Origin of the sequence: Pseudomonas sp. GM79, assembly GCF_000282495.1 — a bacterium.
GTDB lineage: Bacteria > Pseudomonadota > Gammaproteobacteria > Pseudomonadales > Pseudomonadaceae > Aquipseudomonas.
In genome coordinates this window covers 1-14,751 of record NZ_AKJE01000110.1, presented here as the reverse complement: position 1 = coordinate 14,751, position 14,751 = coordinate 1, and the positions used below count along the sequence as shown (strand labels likewise).

At 59.4% G+C, this 14,751-nt stretch carries 17 protein-coding genes; 4 read left to right on the top strand and 13 right to left on the bottom strand.

Annotated features, from left to right (window positions below; all coding sequences use genetic code 11):
• Window positions 1-158 precede the first annotated feature (158 nt).
• From PMI36_RS03315 to PMI36_RS03355, 9 genes are all read right to left on the bottom strand, one after another.
• On the bottom strand, window positions 159-1,130 hold the full coding sequence (locus PMI36_RS03315) for a metal ABC transporter substrate-binding protein (RefSeq protein WP_008075581.1): 972 nt from the start codon (window positions 1,128-1,130) through the stop codon (window positions 159-161).
• A complete protein-coding gene (locus PMI36_RS03320; RefSeq protein WP_008075580.1) occupies window positions 1,131-2,030 on the bottom strand; it encodes a metal ABC transporter permease in 900 nt (299 codons plus the stop codon). It lies immediately after the preceding gene.
• Entirely contained in the window at window positions 2,030-2,803 is a 774-nt protein-coding gene (locus PMI36_RS03325; protein ID WP_404943050.1) for a metal ABC transporter ATP-binding protein, read from the bottom strand. Before PMI36_RS03325 ends, PMI36_RS03320 begins: the two co-directional genes overlap by 1 nt.
• Window positions 2,804-2,877: 74 nt before the next feature.
• Complete coding sequence (locus PMI36_RS03330; RefSeq protein WP_008075578.1) at window positions 2,878-3,807, bottom strand: metal ABC transporter substrate-binding protein; 930 nt, start codon at window positions 3,805-3,807, stop codon at window positions 2,878-2,880.
• A 35-nt stretch (window positions 3,808-3,842) separates the two neighbouring features.
• Window positions 3,843-4,418: a DUF6162 family protein gene (locus PMI36_RS03335; protein WP_008075577.1), complete on the bottom strand. Its 576-nt coding sequence runs from the start codon at window positions 4,416-4,418 to the stop codon at window positions 3,843-3,845.
• The gene (locus tag PMI36_RS03340; RefSeq protein WP_008075576.1) at window positions 4,415-4,735 is read right to left on the bottom strand and encodes a hypothetical protein; all 321 of its coding nucleotides are present in this window, start codon (window positions 4,733-4,735) and stop codon (window positions 4,415-4,417) included. The genes PMI36_RS03335 and PMI36_RS03340 overlap by 4 nt, the downstream gene beginning before the upstream one ends.
• Window positions 4,732-5,274, bottom strand: a complete 543-nt coding sequence (locus PMI36_RS03345) for a hypothetical protein (protein WP_008075575.1) — start codon at window positions 5,272-5,274, stop codon at window positions 4,732-4,734. Before PMI36_RS03345 ends, PMI36_RS03340 begins: the two co-directional genes overlap by 4 nt.
• Complete coding sequence (locus PMI36_RS03350) at window positions 5,271-6,476, bottom strand: PepSY-associated TM helix domain-containing protein (RefSeq protein ID WP_008075573.1); 1,206 nt, start codon at window positions 6,474-6,476, stop codon at window positions 5,271-5,273. Before PMI36_RS03350 ends, PMI36_RS03345 begins: the two co-directional genes overlap by 4 nt.
• Window positions 6,477-6,835: 359 nt before the next feature.
• Entirely contained in the window at window positions 6,836-7,294 is a 459-nt protein-coding gene (locus tag PMI36_RS03355; RefSeq protein ID WP_008075567.1) for a VOC family protein, read from the bottom strand.
• Between the two features lie 222 nt (window positions 7,295-7,516).
• On the opposite strand from PMI36_RS03355, the gene PMI36_RS03360 reads away from it, so the two are divergent.
• The 4 genes from PMI36_RS03360 (at window position 7,517) to PMI36_RS03375 (ending at window position 11,738) form a co-directional block, all read left to right on the top strand.
• Window positions 7,517-7,786 (top strand): hypothetical protein, encoded by a 270-nt coding sequence (locus tag PMI36_RS03360; RefSeq protein ID WP_008075566.1) that lies wholly within the window; start codon window positions 7,517-7,519, stop codon window positions 7,784-7,786.
• A 101-nt stretch (window positions 7,787-7,887) separates the two neighbouring features.
• Window positions 7,888-8,502: a LysE family translocator gene (locus PMI36_RS03365; RefSeq protein WP_008075565.1), complete on the top strand. Its 615-nt coding sequence runs from the start codon at window positions 7,888-7,890 to the stop codon at window positions 8,500-8,502.
• A gap of 205 nt (window positions 8,503-8,707) precedes the next feature.
• Window positions 8,708-9,874, top strand: coding sequence for a cysteine desulfurase family protein (locus tag PMI36_RS03370; protein ID WP_008075564.1), 1,167 nt, complete (start codon window positions 8,708-8,710; stop codon window positions 9,872-9,874).
• Between the two features lie 55 nt (window positions 9,875-9,929).
• On the top strand, window positions 9,930-11,738 hold the full coding sequence (locus tag PMI36_RS03375; RefSeq protein WP_008075563.1) for an aminopeptidase P family protein: 1,809 nt from the start codon (window positions 9,930-9,932) through the stop codon (window positions 11,736-11,738).
• A gap of 58 nt (window positions 11,739-11,796) precedes the next feature.
• Here PMI36_RS03375 and PMI36_RS03380 read toward each other — a convergent pair whose 3' ends face one another.
• From PMI36_RS03380 to rhtA, 4 genes are all read right to left on the bottom strand, one after another.
• Window positions 11,797-12,393 carry a 2-hydroxychromene-2-carboxylate isomerase gene (locus PMI36_RS03380; protein ID WP_008075559.1) on the bottom strand — a complete coding sequence of 199 codons (597 nt, stop codon included), beginning with the start codon at window positions 12,391-12,393 and terminating at the stop codon, window positions 11,797-11,799.
• Window positions 12,394-12,429: 36 nt separating this feature from the next.
• Window positions 12,430-13,170 carry an SDR family oxidoreductase gene (locus PMI36_RS03385; protein WP_008075558.1) on the bottom strand — a complete coding sequence of 247 codons (741 nt, stop codon included), beginning with the start codon at window positions 13,168-13,170 and terminating at the stop codon, window positions 12,430-12,432.
• A gap of 98 nt (window positions 13,171-13,268) precedes the next feature.
• Entirely contained in the window at window positions 13,269-13,550 is a 282-nt protein-coding gene (locus PMI36_RS03390; RefSeq protein ID WP_008075556.1) for a hypothetical protein, read from the bottom strand.
• Between the two features lie 168 nt (window positions 13,551-13,718).
• Entirely contained in the window at window positions 13,719-14,606 is an 888-nt protein-coding gene (gene rhtA, locus PMI36_RS03395; protein ID WP_008075554.1) for a threonine/homoserine exporter RhtA, read from the bottom strand.
• Window positions 14,607-14,751 lie beyond the last annotated feature (145 nt).

Here is a 14,751-nt window from a genome sequence, read left to right as displayed (position 1 = left end):
TTTTTCTTGGTCTGGATTCAGTGTTGCCTGTCAGGGCGCCTTCGCGAGCAAGCCCGCTCCCACAGTGGATTTGTGTCGATCACAGAATCTACGATCACCACCGATCAAATGTGGGAGCGGGCTTGCTCGCGAAGAACGATTACACGGTGCAACTGACGTTACGCGCCGTCCAACCCTTTAATCACCAAATCCACATTCCCTTCCAATTCGGCCACCGGATCCGCCGCATCGACACTCAACACCACCAACCGACTGCCAGCCTCGGCAATCACCGCTTTTACCGCATCCGACGGCTGGCGATGATGCAATACCACCGCCACGTCATTGTCTTTGAGCGTCGCACCCAGTTGTTTGAGCGCCTCCGGCGTCCACTCGGCATCCGGTCGAGCATCGAGGCCAATCAGCTCAAGATTAAGGCCGCCGATCAGGTAGCCGAAATGATCGCTCAAACTCATCACACTCAAATTGTTAGCACGGGCCAACCGCGACTCACTGTCAGCGCTGAACTTGAGCAGGCGCTGTTTGAGTGCTGCCAGGTTGGCATCGATTTTCGGCTTGGCCGCTGGCGCCAGGCGCACCAGGTCTGCCGCCATGACATCCGCCATCCGGCCCATGTTGTTGCTGGACAACCAAGGCTGACTGTTCAAACCGTCGATCTTGCTGCCAGGCTGTACAGCGATGCCGGGCAGGGCGCCGTCCACCGGGCGGGCGGCGTCGATTTCAATGATGCGGATATTGCTGCGACGGGCGTTCGGATACAGCGGATCATCCGGCCATAGCGAACGCAGGCCGATGACCGCATCCGCGTCGATCGCCAGCTTGTTGAGCGCTTGAGCGCCGCGACCGGTGAAATAAGCGGTCTGCCGACTGCCGGGAAGGTTGGCCGGCGCAGCGCGCTCAAGGCTGACATCGGTGCCCTCCAGCAGCAGGGCACCCAGACCGTAGGTCACAGGCAACGCTGCCAGCACCAGCACTTTGTGCGTTGAAGTCGAGGCGAAGAGCGCGGTGTTACCGACACCGTGATTGGCCAACAAACGCATCGGTTCGAAGGTGTCGGTGGCGGATGCGTTGAACGAGGCTGGCCCACACAAGGTCAGCGCCAGGGTCAATTGACGCAGAGAAAAAGACATTTATCCGAGGTTCCCTTTCAGACTTGGAACGATGCCACGAGCAATCGCGGCCAGGGCGAAGGCGATACCGGCCACCAGAATGATCGCGGCACCGGACGGGATAGGCAGGTCAAAGACAATCGGCGCGAGAATTCCGCACAGCGTGCTCACCGTGGCGATCAGCACCGAACACCAGAAGAAACCCTTCAGCGACTGACTGAGCAAGCGCGCGGCCGCCGCAGGAATCACCAATAGCGCACCGACCAGAATCGCCCCGATAACTTTCACCGCCGCCACCGTGATCAGGGTCACCAGAATCACGAACAGGTAATCCAGGGTCTTCACCGCCACACCACGTACCGCCGCCAGCTGCGGATTGAAACTGGCGAGCATGATGCGGTTGTACAGCGGCAGGGCCAGCGCCATCACCAGCGAGCCGACGATGGCCAATACCAGCAGGTCATTGCCGTTGACTGTCAGCACTGAACCGAACAGCACATTTTCCAGAATGTGTACGTTGATTTTACCGGCCAGGATCAGCAGCAGGCTCGCACCAAGTGCCAGCGATACGGAGAGAAACACACCAATCAAGGTATCCGGCGCCAGCCCCGTACGGTTGCGTAAATAGTTGAGCAAAATGCCGAACAGCAGGCAGTAACCGAACAGGCTGCCATAAGGCCCGGTGTAGGGCTCGCCGAGCAGAATGCCGATGGCCACACCGGTCAGCGCCGCATGGCCCACCGCTTCGGAGAAAAACGCGAAACGCTTGACCACCACCAGCGTACCCAAGCCGCCCAACACCGGGCCGATCAACAGCCCCGCGAGCAGCGCGTTGACCACAAATCCATAGGTCAGCGCTTCCGGCAGGTAACCCGACGAGGCCCAACCCTGGACCATCAAACGAAAGGCTTCGTAACTCATCAGGCGGCGCTCCGGGGATGGGTCGAGAACAAGGTCAGCAGTCGCTCCGGGGTCAGTGCCTGTTTCGGCGTGGCATCGAACAGCACCCGGCGATTGAGCCCGGTGACCCGGTCCGCCAGTCGCCCGACCGCCTCCAGATCATGCTCGATCCACAGCACGGTGATGCCGCTTTGGCGCCAGTCACCTAGCAATCGTTCGAACACCTGAATGCCGGCCTCATCGAGGGCCGACATCGGCTCATCGAGTACCAGCAATTGCGGCGCCGGAATCAAACCTTGGGCCAACAAAACGCGCTGGCGCTCACCGCCGGACAATGCGCCCATGCGCCGCTTGCGCTTGTCCTGCATGCCGACCCGTTCCAGTGCTTCGCCGATGGCCGCCGCGTAGTGTTTACTCAACCCGAGAAACGCCGGGCGCCGCTGGCACATCGCGGCCATGAAGTCATCGACGGTCATCGGTAAACCGCGATCGAACTCCAGCGCCTGAGGCACGTAGCCGATGGTCCCCGGTTCGCCAGGCCATTGCAGGCTCAATCGACCTTGATGCGGCATCTGCCCGAGCAGGGTCTTGATCAGCGAGCTCTTGCCGCCACCGTTGGGGCCGACCAGTGCATGCACGCTGCCGGGCCGAACCTCAAAGGTCACCTTGTCGAGGATCGTCGTGCGACCCAGCGTGAGGCTGACCTCGGCGAAATCCAGCGTCGGCCCCGAAACCTGTGGGAGCGGCGGTGCGGCGATCCGACTTGCTCGCGAAAGCGCTGGGTCAGTCAACATGGATGTCGACTGATACTCCCTCTTCGCGAGCAAGCCCGCTCCCACAGGGGATTGAGTGATGGTTTCTTTAGCGGTCATGCGCCGGACTCCTGAATCGCGCGGACGACGGTATTGAGGTTGCCGGTCATTTCTTTTTCGTACTTGTCGGCGGTGTATTCGCCGTAGGAAATGTGCGACAGCGGATACAGTTTCACCCCGGATTCACGCTGAATGGTCTCGACGTAAGTGGACGGGAAATCCATCTCCGAGAAGATCACTTTCACGTCCAGCTCCCGCAGCTGATCGATGGTCTTTTTCAGCTGGCTGGGGCTCGGTTCGATACCGTGGGCCGGCTCGACCACAGCAGTCACTTCCAGGCCAAACTCGCGCAGCAAATAATCGTAGGCGGCATGCACCGTGGCCACGCGCAGCTCGGCGTTCGGCGCCTGGGTCAGTTTTGCCAGGGCGTCGGCGCGCATCTGCCGCAGGCGTTTGCCATAGGCGCGGGCGTTCTGTGTATAGGTTTTGGCGTTGGCCGGGTCGAGCTTGCCCAGTTCCCGGGCGATGTTGTTGACCTGGGCAATGGAAGCGCTGATCGACAGGAATGTGTGCGGGTTGACCACCTTGCCGGCACCCCGGGCAGCGACGCCGGTGGCGGCCAGCAGGGGCACGTTTTCGTTGGCTTCGATCACCTTGATGTTCGGCGTTTCGCTGGCGGCGATCATGCGGTCGGCGAAGTCGTCATGGCCCACGCCGTTAAGTACGACCACGTCCAGCCCGCTGATGCGTTTGATGTCTTCGGCCCGCGGCTCGTAGGCATGCGGATTGAAACCGGCCGGGATCAGCGGAACCACTTCGGCCTTGTCACCGACGATGTTGGCCACGTAACTGTAATAAGGGTGCAGGGTGATTCCGATGCGCAGGCGCTTGGCTTCGTCGGCACTGGCCAGAGGTGTCAGCAAACAGGCAAACAGGCCGACCAGCAGCAGGCGCAAAAAGGAATGACGTTGAGATGAACTAGGCATGGGAAAGCGGTCTTCTCTCGGGTGAAGGCGAGGGTTCAATGCCGATGCTGGCGGGTGACGCCGGCATCGAATTGCGCGACGATCTGCTGCCAGCCGGCGCCGTTGAGCGCAGCGTCGGTGAGATCGTTCGGGGCGTTGAGGGTGCTGGCGCGGTTGAGCCAGATGTCTGGCGCAGTGTCGTCTTCAGCGGTCAAGCGCATCAGAAACGAACCGGCAACGGTTGGGGTCTGGCTTTGGCCGAAATACGCCTTCGCGCCCAGCAACTGCCAGGCATGGCTGCCGCGGCTGACAGAACTGGCGTCCTGGGCAAACGGCGCAAAGCCTTCATCGGCGAGGGTGGCGGGTGTGGGCAGCGCCTGCTGTTCCTGACGCAACAGATGAATTTCATCCAGCGTGACCCGCAGGTCGGCGTAAATACCTTGCTCGGAGGCGCTCAGATCACGACGGGCATCCAGTTGATGGCTGCCAACGCTGCTCACCTCCTGAGCCTCGCCACGCCAGGCGACTACCGAGCCGGCAACCGCCAGGATCATCAGGCACAGCAGCAACACATAGAGGGTTTCATGGCCGGCGCCGGCCGGGCGGACGATGTGTGTGGTTGGTGTAGTCATGGGGCTTGGATGTCCGCTTGGTCGATCTCGACGACGTGGCCGGGACCAGCGTCGAACAGCACGTAGAACTCGGCGCCGGGCTTCTTGAACGTCAGGGTCGAATCGCTGCCGAGTTTGCCCGGCACCAGAATGGTTTCGTCGTAGCCGATCACGTCCAGGGTCACGCCCGGCGCGCCGCTGCCGTCGGAGAAACCGCCGGTGCACTGGATCTGTTCGGCATCGATGGCCTTGCATTCGCACATCGGGTTGTGAGCCAGGGCGCTGGCGCTGAAACCGGCGCAAAACATCAATAGAGCGGGGCGAAAAGAGCTGATCATGGTTTGCCTCCTTGTTTGTTCAGCCATGCGAGGGTGGCCGGGGATGCCTGGCTCAGGGGGATGGACGCTTGATGCATGGCGCCGTCCCAGCCTTCCATGGTGATCCACAGCTCGGCGTCGGTTTTGGTCTTTTCGGGCACCGGCAGCATCGCGCCCATGCGGTATGGCGTGCCGAAGAAAATCACCCCGGCCGCGCGCAGGCTGCGGGGTTTGCCGATGCGCAGATACGTCGCCTTGACCTCATCGCGACAGCGCTCGCACAGTGCTGCGTTGAAACCTTTCATGTGGCCAGCCGGGCCGGTCAATCGTGGCGCTTCGTTGCGCAGTTCGGCCAGTTGCAGGCTCCAGGGACCGACCTGGATTTCGCCGATTTCCCGTTCCCCCAGTCCGCTGTCTCCGCGAAACAGCGAGGCGTCGGCAAAGTATTTGGGCATGAAGCCCAAAGGGATCAGCAGCAAGAAAATGTTGATGTGGAAGCGCCATTTGCGCCAAAGCAGGCTCGCCCGGGAAGGCTGCGGTGCAGTGATCGTCTTGCTCACAGGTTGCCCTCCGGAGTCTGTTGGTTCATGACCGTTTGCGGTCTCGACACCGGGAGCGGAGCCTTGTTGCTGCGCTTGAACGCATTGGCGGTGGCCAGGGCGGTGCGTTTGGTCCAGATCAGCAAGCCGCTGAGCACCATCATGCTCAGCAGCAAACCGAAGAAGAACCAGATCAGCTTGATCCAGATCCCGCCAAAGTCACCGGTGTGCAACGGACGCATCGACTCGGTCACGAATTCCAGGCTGGAGCGATCGGACAGCAGCCGTGTGCTGGCAATATCGCCGTTGTACGGGTTGACCTCGGCCGTCTGGAACATCAGCGGATACCAGCTTCGACCACCGACCGACAGGTGGCTGTAGGCATTGCCCGGCAGGCTGACGAAACTCGCTTCCAGTCCGGGGATCTGTTCCTGAGCGACCTTGATCGCCTGTTCCAGGCTGATCATCGGGGCCGGCTTGCCGGTGCTGGTCAATGGCACGCTTTCGCGCGAGACGACCGACACCACCGGTTCCGTGGTAATCGAAATCTGGTTGTCGAACAGAATCGCCTTGATCAGGAACCAGACACCGGTGATCGAGATCACCGCAATGAACCAGATCGACCAGATGCCGCTGAGCCGGTGAAAGTCGCCCCAGAAAATCCGTGCGCCATGGCGAATGCGCAGGGTCGGTCGGAAGAAGCCTTTCCAGAACCGTTTGTAGACCACCAACCCGGTCACCAGCGACGCCAGCATCGGCAGCCCGAGGAACGACACCAGATACCAGCCCCAGCTGTAGCCGTTGGTGAACGGCACCAGCCACCAGCCATGCAGTGCACGGGTGAATGCCTTGAAGTTGAATTGTGGAGCGGTGCCCTGAATCACCCCGCTGTAGGGGTTCACATAGACCGTCACCGAGCGGCCGTCCGGGTAACTGACGTCCACGTCCAGGGCGAAATGCGACTCGTCGGGGCGACTGATGCTCTGGACCAGCGTCTGGGGTTCGGCCTGTTTGATGGCGGCGACAATCTGGTCATAGTTGAGCAGCGGCGCGTCGTCTGAAGGCGCGCTGGCCCGCATTTGCGGGTTGGCCAGCCAGACGATTTCCTGACTGACCACCGCCAGCGTGCCGGTCACACAGACGATCAATACAAAAAACCAGATGGGCAGCGCCAGCCAGCTATGGACCAGAAACCAGAGTTTTGAGCGGGATTTCTTCGACATGATTAAAGGTCTTGTTTCGATGAGAGGACTACTGCTGCGGGCTTCCCAGCGGTGCGGTCCATGAAAAGTCCGGCCGTGGCTTTTGCCTACGCGACCGACTGCATCTAAATAAGACGTATGAGCATCGAAAATCCCGAAAGGGGATATGAAAGTAAATGTTTCGTATTGCTGGCTGGGCGGGGGGCGGGTTTATTTGCGAAAAGGTCTGACAGTCAAATTGGATGTTGAAGGTGATGGCCTCTTCGCGAGCAAGCCCGCTCCCACATTGGATTGGTGTCGAACACACATTATGTGTACGCAGCCGATCAACTGTGGGAGCGGGCTTGCTCGCGAAGAGGCCCGAACATTCACTGAAAAACTCAACCCTGTTTAAACATCTCCTTCGCCCGCTGTTCGATCTGCTCCTGAGTCAAATCCTCCTTGTGCGTGGCCAAAAACCACAGATGCCCGTAGGGATCCTTCAAAGTCCCCGAACGGTCGCCATAAAACTGATCCTTGACCTCGGATACCTGCGTGGCACCGGCATCGATGGCCTGCTTAAAGGACTTGTCCACATCATTCACATACAGATGCAGCCCCACGGACGGCGACTTGTCCGGGTTGCTCAATGGGCCCTGGTCGCAGGGTGTGCCAAGCATGATCGGGCAGTCACCAATACGCAGCTCAGCGTGCCCGATCCCGCCATCGGGCATGGCCAGGCGCATGACTTCGGTGGCGCCAAAGGCCTTCTTGTAGAAGTCGATGGCTTCGGCAGCTTTCTGAATGCCTAAATAAGGGGTGATGCTGTGATAACCCTCTGGAATAGGTTTTACGCTCATGACGGTTCTCCTTTGTTGTGGGGTTAAGGTGTTCCTTCGCCGATTTCCGGTCGAATAACTATAGGTCAACCCTTTTCCCGCAACCGAGTGCCCGACGAGCAGTTGCCAAAGACTGCGATCTTTTGATCCGATACCCACTATCGAGAGCGTTGATTTCTACCCTTCGAGCGGCACGGGTAGCCTGTGTTCATTGCCCCAAACACAGATCTGCGGACGCCCGAAATGAAATCTCTGCTCGCCACTTTCTTGCTGCTCGCCATCTCCGTTCTCGCCGGATGTGCCAGCCATGTTTCACCGGAATTGCGGCCCTACACCGCTGAAGAAACCCGGGAACTGGCGCTGGAGGCGCTGAATCGTCGTGGCTTGTCCTTCGACGAGTACCACGCGAAGAAAGCCGAATTGCTCGGCCAGCCGGCAAAATCGTTCAGTTTCGACAAACAAGGCGAGATGAACGCCGAACGCGCAGTACAGCTGCACGGTCGCCAAAGCTGAGTGACAACTGTACCGCTCGAACTTTCACGCAACTGTCCATGGGTTTCCCTCAAGGCGTGCGATAGGGTCAATACCTGACTGACCCTGATGGACTGCCACCCATGACACTCTCACTCGACCTGCTGCTGGGCTTTGCCCTGTTTGCCCTTGTCACCTCGATCACCCCCGGTCCGAACAACACCATGTTGCTGGCCTCGGGCGTGAATTTCGGCTTTCAGCGCACCATTCCCCATATGCTGGGCATCACTTGTGGCTTCTTCGTCCTGGTGGTCGCCGTCGGTTTCGGCCTGGGCACGGTATTTCAAACCTATCCAATGCTTTACACCGTGTTGCGCTATGTCGGCGCGGCGTATTTGCTGTACCTGGCGTGGAAGATTGCTCATTCCGGGCCGGTCGCCGAGGGTGAACAGGGAGAAGGCAGGCCGATCAGTTACTTGGGTGCGGCAGCGTTTCAATGGGTCAACCCCAAGGCCTGGATCATGGCCATCGGTGCCATCAGCACCTACACGCCGATGCAGGGTTATTTCACCAATGTGATTGTGATTGCCGCGGTCTTCGCCTTGATCAACCTGCCAAGCGTCGGGGTGTGGGCCGGTTGCGGCACGCTGTTGCGCAATGTGCTGCGCGATCGCCGCTGGTTGCGGCTGTTCAACTGGGGTATGGCCTTATTGTTGGTGGCTTCGATGTATCCGTTATTGCTCGAAAGTTTTAGCTGACGCATTGCTTCATCCGGTGGCCCGATGCCTGTTAAGCTCGACTTCAGGAGCGTTCCTACGCACTTTTAAATGAAGTTGTTCTTCTTTAATGGCCTCCGATCAGGTATTGCTGTCGTTCTGAAAATTCGGCGTCGCTCATGAGGCGGCGCTTTGACATTTCCAGTGACGAGCTTCCTGATCCCGGAACACGCTCTGCGAGTCTTTTATGAAAAAACGTCCGTTGTATTTCGACTACGCCGCCACCACGCCGGTGGATGAGCGGGTCATCAAGGTCATGGTCGAGTGTCTGGGTTTCACGGGTAACTTCGGCAATCCAGCGTCCAGTTCCCACGCCTTCGGCCAACAGGCCCGGCAATCGGTCGAGCAAGCACGGCGCCAGGTCGCCGAGTTGGTGGGCGCCCAGGCGGAACAGATTGTCTGGACTTCCGGCGCCACCGAATCCAACAACCTTGCCCTCAAGGGCGTGGCCCAGGCCCGCGGTGTATCCGGCGGCCACATCATTACCAGCCAGATCGAACACAAAGCGATTCTCGACACTGCAAAACAGTTGCAGGACGCAGGCGTTGCGGTGACGTATCTGGTGCCCGATGCCGAAGGCCTGATTACTCCACAAGCGGTCAGTGAAGCGATGCGTGAGGACACCTTTCTGGTGTCATTGATGCTGGTCAATAACGAACTGGGCACCATCAACGACATCCCGGCCATCGGCCAGGTGGTGCGTGATCGCGATGCGTTATTCCACGTTGATGCGGCTCAGGGCGCGGGCAAAGTGGCGATCGATCTGGCCCGGTGGCCGGTGGATTTGATGTCGTTCTCGGCGCACAAGGTCTACGGTCCCAAAGGCATCGGCGCGCTGTATGTCGGTCCTCGTGTTCAGCAGCGTCTGCAGGCGCAGATCCACGGCGGCGGTCACGAGGGCGGGTTGCGTTCCGGCACGCTGGCGACGCACCAGATTGCCGCAATGGGGGCAGCCTTCGCGTTGGCGGCCACCTCGTTCGATGAAGAAAAAGCCACCATCACACGTCTGCGTGAACGCTTGCTCGAGCCGCTGCTGAGCATTCCCGGGGTGCGCCTCAATGGCAGCCCGACCCAGCGCATTCCCCATACCCTGAGCCTGACTTTCAACGAAGGCGAGTTCAGTTCCGCGGCTTTGAGCACCTCGATCGCGTTTTCCGCGACCTCGGCCTGTAATTCCGCCAGCAATGCACCGTCCCATGTATTGCTGGCCCTGGGGCATGACGCACGCTCGGCCAGTCGCACCATTCGCTTGAGCCTGGGGCGTTTCACCACCGAGCAGGATATCGATCAAGCGGTACGCCTGATTAAAGCAGCTTGCGCCAGTGCTCCGGCATTCTGGGCGACAGGTCCTTAAGCGCCGACTCTGATCGGCACCGAATAATAATGATGAGTGGTTAGCAGGAGACACGATGAGTACACAGCCTTTGACCAATGGATTGGTACCCCAGCGCCTGGCGCAAACCCGCGAGCTGATGAGCCGGGAGGGCATTCATGCTCTGCTGGTGCCGTCGGCCGACCCGCACCTGTCGGAATACCTGCCGGGCTATTGGCAGGGACGGCAGTGGCTGTCAGGTTTTCATGGCTCGGTGGGCACGCTGATCGTCACGCCGGATTTTGCCGGTGTCTGGGCCGATAGCCGCTATTGGGAACAAGCGAGCAAGGAACTCAAGGGCAGCGGCATCGAACTGGTCAAGCTGCAACCGGGTCAACCCGGCCCGCTCGATTGGCTGGCCGAGCAAACCCCTGAAGGCGGTGTCGTCGCAGTCGATGGCGCGGTGATGGCCGTGGCCTCCGCGCGTACTTTGAGCAGCAAACTCGAAGAACGCGGCGCACGTCTGCGCACCGACATCGATCTGTTGAGTGAAGTCTGGAGTGATCGTCCGAGCCTGCCGAACGAGCCGATCTATCAACACTTGCCGCCTCAGGCGACGGTCAGCCGTGGCGAAAAACTCGCCAAACTGCGTGAGGTGCTGAAAGAGCGCGGTGCCGACTGGCACTTCATTGCCACCCTCGATGACATCGCCTGGCTGTTCAACCTGCGCGGCGGCGATGTGTCGTTCAATCCGGTGTTCGTGTCCTTCGCCCTGATCAGCCAGCAGCAGGCCACCTTGTTCGTCGCCCTGAGCAAAGTGAGCGCCGAGCTACGCGCCATTCTTGAACAGGACGGCGTGACCCTGCGCGATTACAGCGAAGTCACCGCCGCCTTGCGCGCCGTGCCGAGCGGCGAGAGCCTGCAAGTCGATCCAGCGCGGGTCACGGCCGGTCTGCTGGAAAACCTGAACAGCGGCGTGAAACTGCTCGAAGGCCTGAACCCGACCACCCTGGCCAAGTCGCAGAAAAGCCTGGCCGATGCCGAGCACATTCGTCGGGCAATGGAGCAGGATGGCGCGGCGCTGTGCGAGTTCTTCGCCTGGCTGGAAGCGGCTTGGGGGCGTGAGCGCATCACCGAACTGACCATCGACGAACACCTGACCGCGGCGCGTACCCGACGTCCGGATTACGTGTCGCTGAGCTTCAACACCATTGCCGCGTTTAACGCCAACGGTGCGATGCCGCACTACCACGCCACCGAAGAAGAACACGCGGTGATCGAGGGTGACGGCTTGTTGCTGATCGACTCCGGCGGCCAATACCTGGGCGGTACCACCGACATCACCCGAATGGTGCCGGTGGGTACGCCGACTGACGAGCAGAAGCGCGATTGCACCCGCGTGCTCAAAGGCGTGATTGCACTCTCCCGCGCACAGTTCCCACGAGGCATTCTGTCGCCGTTGCTGGACGCTATTGCCCGTGCACCGATCTGGGCCGAAAGCGTCGACTACGGCCACGGCACCGGTCACGGCGTCGGCTATTTCCTCAATGTTCACGAAGGCCCGCAAGTCATCGCCTATCAGGCCGCGGCTGCACCGCAAACCGCGATGCAGCCAGGCATGATCACCTCCATCGAACCGGGCACTTACCGTCCGGGTCGCTGGGGTGTGCGGATCGAGAATCTGGTATTGAATCGCGAAGCAGGCAAGAGCGAATTCGGTGAGTTCCTGAAATTCGAAACCCTGACCCTGTGCCCGATCGACACTCGTTGCCTGGAACCGTCGCTGCTGACTGAAGACGAAAAGCAGTGGTTCAACGGTTATCACGCCGAGGTGCGTGAACGCCTGAGTCCGTTGCTCAACGGTGCGGCCCTCGAATGGTTGAACACCCGAACCGCGGCTATTTGAGCGGTTTGAATCCAGGCGCTGTGTCCAGTGCCTGGCTCATTTCATAGGCAGGCGTTGGCTATTGCGCACGCAGGGCTTCAAGGACGAAGTCCAGCCGATCCTGGCCGAAGAACAACTGATCACCGACAAACATGCTCGGTGCACCGAATACACCACGTTGCACCGCTTCCTCGGTGTTTTCCTTGAGGGCGGCTTTGACGGTTTCATCGGCGGTCAGTGCCAGCACCTCGTTTGGATCGAAACCGTTTTGCGTCAGCACGGCGGCAACAGTCGCTGGATCATCGAGGCTGCGTCCCTCAACCCAAAGGGCGTGAAACAGGCAATCGATAAACGCCTGAAAGCGTTCGGGATGGCGTAGTTGCATACCTGTGACAGCGCGCATCAGCATCAGGGTATTGATCGGGAAGTTCGGGTTGAACTTCAGCGGTACGCCATAGCGTTTGGCATAGCGATCCAGGTCCTGAAACATGTAGCGACCCTTGGCCGGTACGGTGATGGGGGAAGCATTGCCAGTAGCTTTGAAGACGCCACCCAGCAGCATCGGTCTGTAGATCAGCTGACTATCGGTCTGTTTGCAGATCTTGGGCAGCTGGGTATAAGCCAGGTAAGTGGCGGGGCTGCCAAGGTCGAAAAAGAACTCCACGGTTTTGCTCATGGTCGATGTGCTCTTCTTATTGTTGGAAGGGGAGGGCTACCAGCGTTCGTTCCAGGGGCGCAGATCCAGCTCGAAGGTCCAGGCGTCCCGTGGCTGGCTGTGCAGGTACCAATAGTTGTCGGCGATATGCTCGGGATTGAGAATGCCGTCCTGATCCTTGGTCGCGTATTTTTCCGGGAAATTGTCGCGGATAAAGTCGGTATCGATGGCGCCATCCACTACGACGTGGGCGACATGGATGTTCATCGGCCCCAGTTCGCGGGCCATGCTTTGCGCCAAGGCGCGAATCCCGTGCTTGGCCCCGGCGAAGGCGGCGAAACCCGCGGCGCCGCGCAAGCCAGCAGTGGCGCCGGTGAACAGGATCGTGCCCCGTTGGCGGGTGACCATGCGCTTGGCCACTTCACGGGCGTTGAGAAACCCTGAGAAACAGGCCATTTCCCAAATCTTGAAATACTTGCGGGCGGTTTCTTCGAGAATACTGCAAGGCACATTGGCGCCGATATTGAAGACGAACGCTTCGATGGGGCCGATCTCGGTTTCGATCTGCTCAATGAGTGCTATCACGTCTTCTTCATTACGCGCATCGCAGGCAAAACCGTGAGCCTCGCCGCCACTGGCTGTGATGGACTCTACCAATGGCTGGAGTTTGTCTGCGCTGCGACGTGTGACGCAGGCGACATAACCTTCACGGGCAAAACGTTTGGCGATGGCGCCGCCGGTGGCATCGCCTGCGCCGACGACCAATACGATTTTCTTGTTATTGATAGCGGTAGTCATGGATATCGCCCTTTGCTGAACGGTCATTGACTGACGAACGTTAGCAGCATCGGCGCGAAGCGCCTATCGGGCTACACAAGCCCGATAGGAAGGGAGGGTTACTTGCAGATGACGATCATGCTGCGGCTGGTGTAGCCGGCAGGGTTGAGGCCGAACGGATAGTCACCGGGCTCTTCCACCGCATCGCCTGACTTGGCGATGACTTTGTAACCCTTGGGCGCGCACGAGTTGGCGGCGCTGGTGTAGCATTTGTCCCACGAGGACGAGAGCCCCGAACAATTGATATGCAGTCCTTTCTTGCCGTGTTTCGTCTGGGATTTCGAGGTCGCTGCGCAGCCCGCAATTGCAAGTACGGCGATCAGTATCAAAATTCGTTTCATTGCTGTCCTTAATAGCGGCCCCGGATCTGTGCCTGGGTCTGCCTGCATTCGCTTTTGCTTGAAGCGTTCTGATATCCCTATCTGAAAAAATCCATGTCTGACACTGAGTTACGTAGCCTAAACATGGCCTAATTGAGCGGTAAATACCAGACCTGCGTCAATCTTGTTTCAATCTGCTGCGACCACAGGCTTGGCGTTACTTCCCATGGTCATGGTCGCGCCGACGGAAGCCAGAATGATGCACAGGATAGCCAGCCACTGTGACAGGGAAAGGTATTCCTGGAGAAACAACAGGCCGGACAGCGCACCGATCGCAGGTTCGATGCTCATCAATGTACCGAAGGTCCGGGCTGGTATCCGTGTGAGGGCGACCATCTCCAGGGTGTAGGGCAGGGCGGTGGACAAAATGGCGACCCCGATGGCCACGGGAATCAACGAGGGTGTCAGTAGCGCAGCGCCAGCGTGGACAATACCAATGGGAGCTACGAACAGGGCGGCAATCATCACGCCCAACGCAGCGGTCTGCACCCCATTATCAGCACCAGCCTTCTGGCCGAACAGAATGTACAGCGCCCAGCAGACACCAGCACCGAGGGCATAACCTGCTCCGACCAGATCGATGCCCGTGCTCGTGGCGCCTGTCGGAATCAATAGCAGTAAACCCAGGGCTGCCAGAGCGATCCACAGAAAGTCGATCGCTCGACGTGAGGCGTAAATAGCGACTGCCAATGGGCCGGTGAACTCCAGGGCTACGGCGATACCCAGGGGGACAGTGCGCAAGGACATATAGAAGAGGAAGTTCATGCCGCCCAACGCCATCCCGTAGACGATAACGGTGCGCAGGGATTTCGCAGTGAGCTTCGCTCGCCATGGGCGCAATATCAGCAGCATGATCACGCTGGCAAAGATCAGTCGCAGGGTGGTCGTTCCTTGAGCACCGATAACCGGGAACATGCTTTTGGCCAGGGAGGCTCCGGACTGGATTGATGCCATGGCTATCAAGAGCAGGCCAACCGAGAACAGGGTCGAGGCAAGACTGCGGGGGTGGTCATTCATTGCGTGGCATCGTCCGAAGTAGCAAGCGAGAGTATTGTTGTATGTGTTGGGCAATATACTGCGCATTCGTTACGGGCGCGTCTATATATAAGCAGGGATTTTGGACATCCTGATAGAAAAATCAAATCAGGGGTTGACGGCAGAT

Bases quoted from the DNA above. Each gene is read 5' to 3' on its own strand.
- PMI36_RS03315 (WP_008075581.1), bottom strand. From the start codon at position 1,130: ATGTCTTTTTCTCTGCGTCAATTGACCCTGGCGCTGACCTTGTGTGGG.
- PMI36_RS03320 (WP_008075580.1), bottom strand. From the start codon at position 2,030: ATGAGTTACGAAGCCTTTCGTTTGATGGTCCAGGGTTGGGCCTCGTCG.
- PMI36_RS03325 (WP_404943050.1), bottom strand. From the start codon at position 2,803: ATGTTGACTGACCCAGCGCTTTCGCGAGCAAGTCGGATCGCCGCACCG.
- PMI36_RS03330 (WP_008075578.1), bottom strand. From the start codon at position 3,807: ATGCCTAGTTCATCTCAACGTCATTCCTTTTTGCGCCTGCTGCTGGTC.
- PMI36_RS03335 (WP_008075577.1), bottom strand. From the start codon at position 4,418: ATGACTACACCAACCACACACATCGTCCGCCCGGCCGGCGCCGGCCAT.
- PMI36_RS03340 (WP_008075576.1), bottom strand. From the start codon at position 4,735: ATGATCAGCTCTTTTCGCCCCGCTCTATTGATGTTTTGCGCCGGTTTC.
- PMI36_RS03350 (WP_008075573.1), bottom strand. From the start codon at position 6,476: ATGTCGAAGAAATCCCGCTCAAAACTCTGGTTTCTGGTCCATAGCTGG.
- PMI36_RS03355 (WP_008075567.1), bottom strand. From the start codon at position 7,294: ATGAGCGTAAAACCTATTCCAGAGGGTTATCACAGCATCACCCCTTAT.
- PMI36_RS03360 (WP_008075566.1), top strand. From the start codon at position 7,517: ATGAAATCTCTGCTCGCCACTTTCTTGCTGCTCGCCATCTCCGTTCTC.
- PMI36_RS03365 (WP_008075565.1), top strand. From the start codon at position 7,888: ATGACACTCTCACTCGACCTGCTGCTGGGCTTTGCCCTGTTTGCCCTT.
- PMI36_RS03370 (WP_008075564.1), top strand. From the start codon at position 8,708: ATGAAAAAACGTCCGTTGTATTTCGACTACGCCGCCACCACGCCGGTG.
- PMI36_RS03375 (WP_008075563.1), top strand. From the start codon at position 9,930: ATGAGTACACAGCCTTTGACCAATGGATTGGTACCCCAGCGCCTGGCG.
- PMI36_RS03380 (WP_008075559.1), bottom strand. From the start codon at position 12,393: ATGAGCAAAACCGTGGAGTTCTTTTTCGACCTTGGCAGCCCCGCCACT.
- PMI36_RS03385 (WP_008075558.1), bottom strand. From the start codon at position 13,170: ATGACTACCGCTATCAATAACAAGAAAATCGTATTGGTCGTCGGCGCA.
- PMI36_RS03390 (WP_008075556.1), bottom strand. From the start codon at position 13,550: ATGAAACGAATTTTGATACTGATCGCCGTACTTGCAATTGCGGGCTGC.
- rhtA (WP_008075554.1), bottom strand. From the start codon at position 14,606: ATGAATGACCACCCCCGCAGTCTTGCCTCGACCCTGTTCTCGGTTGGC.